This window comes from Micromonospora echinofusca (genome assembly GCF_017614955.1).
Lineage (GTDB): Bacteria > Actinomycetota > Actinomycetes > Mycobacteriales > Micromonosporaceae > Micromonospora > Micromonospora echinofusca_A.
This window is the reverse complement of record NZ_WVUH01000406.1, coordinates 1-5,829: the sequence shown is the minus strand read 5'-3', so window position 1 is coordinate 5,829 and position 5,829 is coordinate 1. Positions and strand designations below refer to the sequence as shown.

Below are 5,829 nucleotides of genomic sequence, written 5' to 3'. Positions count from 1 at the left end.
CCGCCTCGCCCCGCCCCGCCTCGCCTCGCCTCGTTGATCATGAAGTTGTTGTCACCCGGCTCGGCGTGTCGGGACAACAACTTCATGATCAACACGGGTGGGGCGGGGACGGTCAGGCTGGGCCGGTACCGGTCGGGCCGTCCTTCGCCAGCCAGTCCAGGATCGCGTCGAGCGGCTCCTGCCACCGGGCGTCGAGCATCAGGTCGTGACCCATCCCGGGGAAGAGCAGCGGCGCGGCCCCGTACCGGCGGGCGGCGCGGGTGAGGGCGGCCGGGGTGACCACCCGGTCGTCCGGGCTGCCGAGCACCAGCACCGGCGGACGCCCCACGGCCGGTTCCGGCTCGCCGTGCGTCAGCAACTGCCACTGGGCCCGCCGGGCCGCCCGACCGAGCCGACCGACGTACCCCCGGGCGGTGGCCTCGGGCAGCTCCCGGCTGAACAACTGGCGCCGGCTCAGCCGCAACGGTCCACCGAACACCGCCGGCAGGGTGCCGACCGGGTTGCGGCGCAACGCCGTACCGAACGCACCCCAACCGCCGAGCACCGGCGCGACCAGGACACCGGCCCGCGCCGGGTACCGGGCCAGGGCGTGCGACACCACGAGCGCCCCGGCGCCGTGCCCGACCAGCACCGCCTGCCGGGGCAGGCTCGCCGCCACCTGGACCACGTCGTGCAGGTACGCACGCAGCGTCGCGTCCGGCGCCGGCTCACTGGCGCCGTGCCCGCGCAGACTGACCGCGTACGCCGGGAAGCCCCGGGACGCGGTGTGCGCCAGCCAGTGTTCCTCGAAGACCCACGCCCCGTGCCCGAAGCCGGGTACGAACAGCAGCGGCGGTCGTCCCTCGTCCACCTCGGGAACGGCGCTGAGCACCTCCCGGCGGGCCGGGCGGACCGGGTGTGCCCAGTCCCGCGAGCGGATGATCCGCAGCCCCTCCCGGGTGGTCATTTCCCCTCCAGCTCGTTCAGGGCGCGCTGCACGGCGCGCAGGTAGTCGACGTGCCCGACCTCGAACCAGTGCCGGCTGCTGTCCTTGACCCGGCCGGAGTAGCGTTCCCCGGCCCCGGCGTCGACCTTCGCGGCGAACGCGGTGGCCCGCTGCGGGGCGTCCTGCCGCAGCCGCAGCAGCCGGGCGATCAGCACGGACTGCCAGTGCGCGATCGGGAAGATCCCGGAGTCGGGTTGCACCAGCCCGACCACGGCGAGCGTCGGGTACCGGCGGGGGAAGGCGTTGAGGTGCAGGGTGGGCCTGCCGGACCCGTCGTCGCCGAGGATGCCCGGGTCGAGGAACTCGAAGCGCGGCAGGTAGCCGGTGGCGAAGATGACCAGGTCCGGTTCGACCTCCCGGCCGTCGGTCAGCTCGACGCCGTACCCGTGGAACCGGGCCACGTCCGGCAGCGGGTCGATCCGACCGTGCCCGACGTAGTAGACGAGCTGGCTGTTGGCGATCGGGTGGGTCTCGTACACCTTGTGGTCCGGCTTGGGCAGCCCGAACCGGGTGAGGTCGCCGACGGTGAGCCGGAGCAGCCGGTGGAAGAGCCACTGGCGTAGCCACAGCGGCAGCCGCAGCGCCAGTGCCCGGTCGTTGACCTGGTCGGCGGGGCGGCCCAGCACGTACTTCGGGGCGTACCAGTAGCCGCGCCGGGTGGAGTGCCAGCAGGTCCGCGCCTGCTGGGCGGCTTCCACGGCGATGTCGCAACCGGTGTTGCCGGCGCCGACCACCAGCACCCGCCGGTCCCGCAACTGTTTGGCGTCCTTGTAGGACGAGGCGTGCATGATCTCGCCCCGGAAGTTCTCCAGTCCCTCGTACGTCGGCAGCTTCGGGGACCAGTTGTGCCCGTTGGCCACCACCACCGCCGCGTACCGGGAGGTACGTTCCGCGCCGTACCCGCCGGTGCTGCGGGTGGTGACGTCCCAGCGTTGGCCGGGTGCCGGCTCGACCCGGACCACCTCGGTGCCGAACCAGACGTGCGGTTGCAGGTCGAAGTGGTCGGCGTACCGCTCGAAGTAGGCCAGCAACTGGCTGTGGTGCGGGTAGTCCGGCCAGTCGTCCGGCATCGGGAAGTCCGGGAACTGGGTGAACGGCTTGGACGAGATCAGGTGGGTGCTGGCGTAGACCGGGCTGCGGTCGTGCCGCCAGTTCCAGGCCCCGCCGACCCCGGTCTCCCGCTCGTAGCAGTCGACGCCGAAGCCGTACTCCTTGAGGTTCTTGATGGCGGTGAGGCCGCTCGCGCCGGCCCCGATGACGCAGACCGTGTCGCCCCGGTCGTGGATCGGCCGGCCGTCCGGGGTCAGCGAGAGCGTCCCGTCCGGGTCGTAGCTGCTCTGGTCGGTGGAGGTGGACACCGAGAAATCTCCTTATGCGCGGCAGGAGTGCCGGTTGCCGCCGAATCCTCTCCATTCCGGCATCCGTTGTCCAGCCCGCACGGCGGCAGTTCGTGTCCGGCGGCGTCACCGCGCCGGGCCACCGGCGTCACCGCGCCGGGCCACCGGCGTCACCGCGCCGGGCCACCGGTGTCACCGCGCCGGCCCGCGAAGGGTCAGTCCGTGGCCGGCAGCAGCAGGTCGGCCAGGACCGGGAAGTGGTCGCTGGCCCGCCGGGTCTGCGGGGTGTCCCGCACGTCGTAGTCGACGACGGTGATCCGGGGGTCGACGAAGATGCCGTCGATCCGGGTGCGCGGGTCACCGCAGGAGTAGGTGAACCGGTCGGCCCGGTCGGCGGCGACCGCCGTGTCGGTCAACCCGTCGGCGACGGTCCGCCAGGCCGCGCCGCCCTCGTTCTCGTTGAGGTCGGCCCCGACGATCAGCGGCAGCCGTACCGCGTCCAACTCCTGCTTGAACAGCACCGCCTGGCCGGGGCGTTCGGCCGGGTCGGTGGAGAGGTGCGAGCCGGCCACCACGAACCGGGCGCCGGGTACCGCGCACTCGGCGTACGCGGCGCCGCGCAGGTGCCGGCCCGGGGTGAGCGGGTACCGCTGGGACCAGGTCCGGGTGACCCGGACCCGCAGGTTGGTCAGCAGCAGGTTGCCCAGCGCCGGCAGGCCCCCGCCGGCCACCACCATGCCGAGCGACTCGGCCAGCCAGGCGGACTTCTGCCGCCACCGGAACCGGCGCGGCCCCTCCTGGACGACGACCACGTCGGGGGCTGCCGCGCGGACCACGGCGGCCAGCGCGGCGGTGTCGTCGCGCTGGCCGTGCACGTTGTAGGAGAGCACCCGCAGCGGGACCCCGCCGGTCCGCGATCCGTCCGGCCCGGTCACAGCCGCCGGGCCAGGTCGGCGGCGCCGATCACGCCGGCGGTGTTGCCCAGTTCGGCGGGGAGGATCTCGGCCACCGGTAGCCGGCCCCGGGCGGCGAGCGCGTCGGCGTACGAGCGCCGGGTCGGCCCGAGCAGCAGGTCACCCGCGTCGACCACGCCGCCGCCGACCACCAGCACCTGCGGGTCGAGGATCTGCGCCATGTCCGCCAGGCTGGTGCCCAGCCACCGCCCGATCTGGGCGAACGCCTCGGCGGCGACCGGGTCACCGGCCCGTGCGGCGGTGGTGATCATCGGCCCGGAGATCGCCTCCGCCTCGCCACCGGCCAGTTCCAGCAGGATCGGGGCCCGGGTCGGTTCCTGCCGGGCGCCGGCCCGGGCGAAGCGGACCAGGGCGTTGCCGCTGGCGTACTGCTCGATGCAGCCCAGCCGGCCGCAGCCGCACTGGTGGCCGTCGGGGACGGTCAGCATGTGCCCGAGTTCGGCGGCGATGCCGTGGGCGCCCCGGACCAGTTCACCGCCGAGGACGATGCCGCCGCCGACGCCGGTGCCGATGGTGAACATGACCATCGAGTCCTCGGCGTCGCGGGCCGCGCCGTACCGGAACTCGGCCCAGGCGGCGACGTTGGCGTCGTTCTCCACGATCACCGGCAGTCCGACGGCGGTGCTGACGTACGCCCGCAACGGCTCGTCCCGCCAGGCGAGGTTGGGTGCGAAGAGCACCGTGGACCGGGTCGCGTCGATCCAGCCGGCCGCGCCGATGCCCACCGCGTCGACGTCGCGGCCGGCGACCAGTTCGGTGACGACCTCGATGATCACGTCTCGGGTCTTGCCGACGTCGGCGGCGGGGGTGTCCCGGCGGGTCTGCGCGACCACGACACCGGTGGCGTCGACGACACCGCCGGCCACCTTCGTGCCACCGACGTCGACTCCGATGGTCAGCGTCACCGCTGCCGCTCCCCTCTGCTGTGCTGTCCCGCCACCGTCACCGGCCGATGGGCCGTCGGGGTTCGGGCAGGTGTTCTCCTCAGGCCTCGTCGCCTGATCGGTCGTCGGGCACCGCACCGGGCTCCCGCGCGGCGGGCACGACGGGCGACCGGGTCTCGGCCCGGTCGTTCCGTCCGGCGGTGCCGGCCCCGGTGCCGGCCGGGGCGGTCGCGCCCGCCCCCCGGGTCGCGGCGGCCCAGACCTCCGGCTCGGGTGCCGGCTGAGAATCATGCCTGGTACGGGTGGCCTCGCGCCACACCACGTCGGCGTCGGCACCGCTCGGGGCGGAGCCGGCGGCGGGGGCCGTGTCCGGCCCGGTCGACGCGGCCGGGCGGTGGCCGGGGGTGTCCGGTCCGGCCCCGGTGGGCGGGCCGGCGGGCGAGGTGCCCGGGTCGCCGGTGGTGCCGGTTCCCGCGCTGGCGAACGCCCGGAGCAGGCTCGCCACCCCGGCGGCCAGGTCTCCGGCCCCGGTGGCCAGCCGTTCGGCGAACTCGGGACTGGGATCCCGCAGAGCGGCGATACCGCGACATACCGGGCAGACGCAGCACTCGGGTGAACCGGTCGCGAAGCCGCCTGCGCCGGCACCGGCGGGACGGTCGGTGTGACCCAGGACACCGGAGACCATCTCACCGAGCGGACCCCACCCGCCGGCACCGGAGGTCGCTGCGGCGAGCCGCGCGGCGCCCAGCACGGTGGCGACCAGTCGTTCCGCCTCTTCCCGGGCCGAACCCGGACCAACGCCACCCATGATCGGCTCCTCTACCGTGGCGACAACGGCCGGCGCCGCGTCACTGCGTCGCACCCGTGGTCTCTACCCGGTGCTTCAGCTGCTTCAACGCCGCATCCATGATCATTTTCTCGGCCTTGCGGCGGAACATGCCGAGCATCCCCACGGAAAGCTCCACCGCCAGGGTGTACGTCACCGTGGAGGTACCGTCCGGATTGCCGACGATGTCGTACGACCCCTGCTGCGACTTCTGCATCTTCGACGGGGCGGCCAGGTGCCACTCGATCCGGGAGACGTCCTCGGCGTAGGAGTAGACCAGCACGTACTCGTCGGCCAGTACCCCCGCGTCGAGGGTGAACCGGACCTGGCTGGCGTACCCGTCCTCGTACTCCTCGATCACCTCGGCCCGGCGGACCGCGTCGGCCCACTCCGGATAGCTCGCGAAGTCGCAGATGACGGCCGCCACCCGGTCCGGGGCAGCGGCAATGACGATCGACTGGGTGGAGGTGTCCGCCATGGGGGGCAGGCTACCCGACCGGAGGCCCGTCGCCCGTCGAGGCGGCGCCGTTGCACCCGAGGCGGAACCCGGGCCGCCACGGGCGGCTCCGGGGGTGGCTCCCGGGCCGCCCGGACAGCGCCGCGACGGACGCGCGGGTGGCCTGGCTGTGCCGTCCAGCAGCACCGACAGGTAGGTTTCGACAGAGCCGGACCGTCATGCGACGCCCGGCCCGGCCAGTGCGAGCACGAGGGAGTGCAGGTGCGCGAGTTCTCCGTCCCCCCGGTCGTCACCGTCGGCGACGCGGCAAACCTCACCGACCCGGTGTGGGACAACGCCCGGATCGCCCCCGACGCGGTGCAGTTC

The 5,829-nt window shown here is 73.9% G+C and carries 6 protein-coding genes; all 6 read right to left on the bottom strand.

Annotation, left to right across the window (positions count from 1 at the left end; all coding sequences use genetic code 11):
• Positions 1-112: 112 nt before the first annotated feature.
• Positions 113-946, bottom strand: a complete 834-nt coding sequence (locus GSF22_RS29630) for an alpha/beta hydrolase (RefSeq protein WP_208817214.1) — start codon at positions 944-946, stop codon at positions 113-115.
• Positions 943-2,343, bottom strand: coding sequence for a flavin-containing monooxygenase (locus GSF22_RS29625; protein ID WP_208817213.1), 1,401 nt, complete (start codon positions 2,341-2,343; stop codon positions 943-945). Before GSF22_RS29625 ends, GSF22_RS29630 begins: the two co-directional genes overlap by 4 nt.
• Positions 2,344-2,537: 194 nt before the next feature.
• Positions 2,538-3,257: an endonuclease/exonuclease/phosphatase family protein gene (locus GSF22_RS29620; protein ID WP_208817212.1), complete on the bottom strand. Its 720-nt coding sequence runs from the start codon at positions 3,255-3,257 to the stop codon at positions 2,538-2,540.
• Entirely contained in the window at positions 3,254-4,201 is a 948-nt protein-coding gene (locus GSF22_RS29615) for an ROK family glucokinase (RefSeq protein ID WP_208817211.1), read from the bottom strand. Before GSF22_RS29615 ends, GSF22_RS29620 begins: the two co-directional genes overlap by 4 nt.
• Before the next feature lie 79 nt (positions 4,202-4,280).
• Positions 4,281-4,988, bottom strand: coding sequence for a hypothetical protein (locus GSF22_RS29610; RefSeq protein WP_208817210.1), 708 nt, complete (start codon positions 4,986-4,988; stop codon positions 4,281-4,283).
• A 40-nt stretch (positions 4,989-5,028) separates the two neighbouring features.
• A complete protein-coding gene (locus GSF22_RS29605) occupies positions 5,029-5,484 on the bottom strand; it encodes an SRPBCC family protein (RefSeq protein WP_208817209.1) in 456 nt (151 codons plus the stop codon).
• Positions 5,485-5,829: the final 345 nt, after the last annotated feature.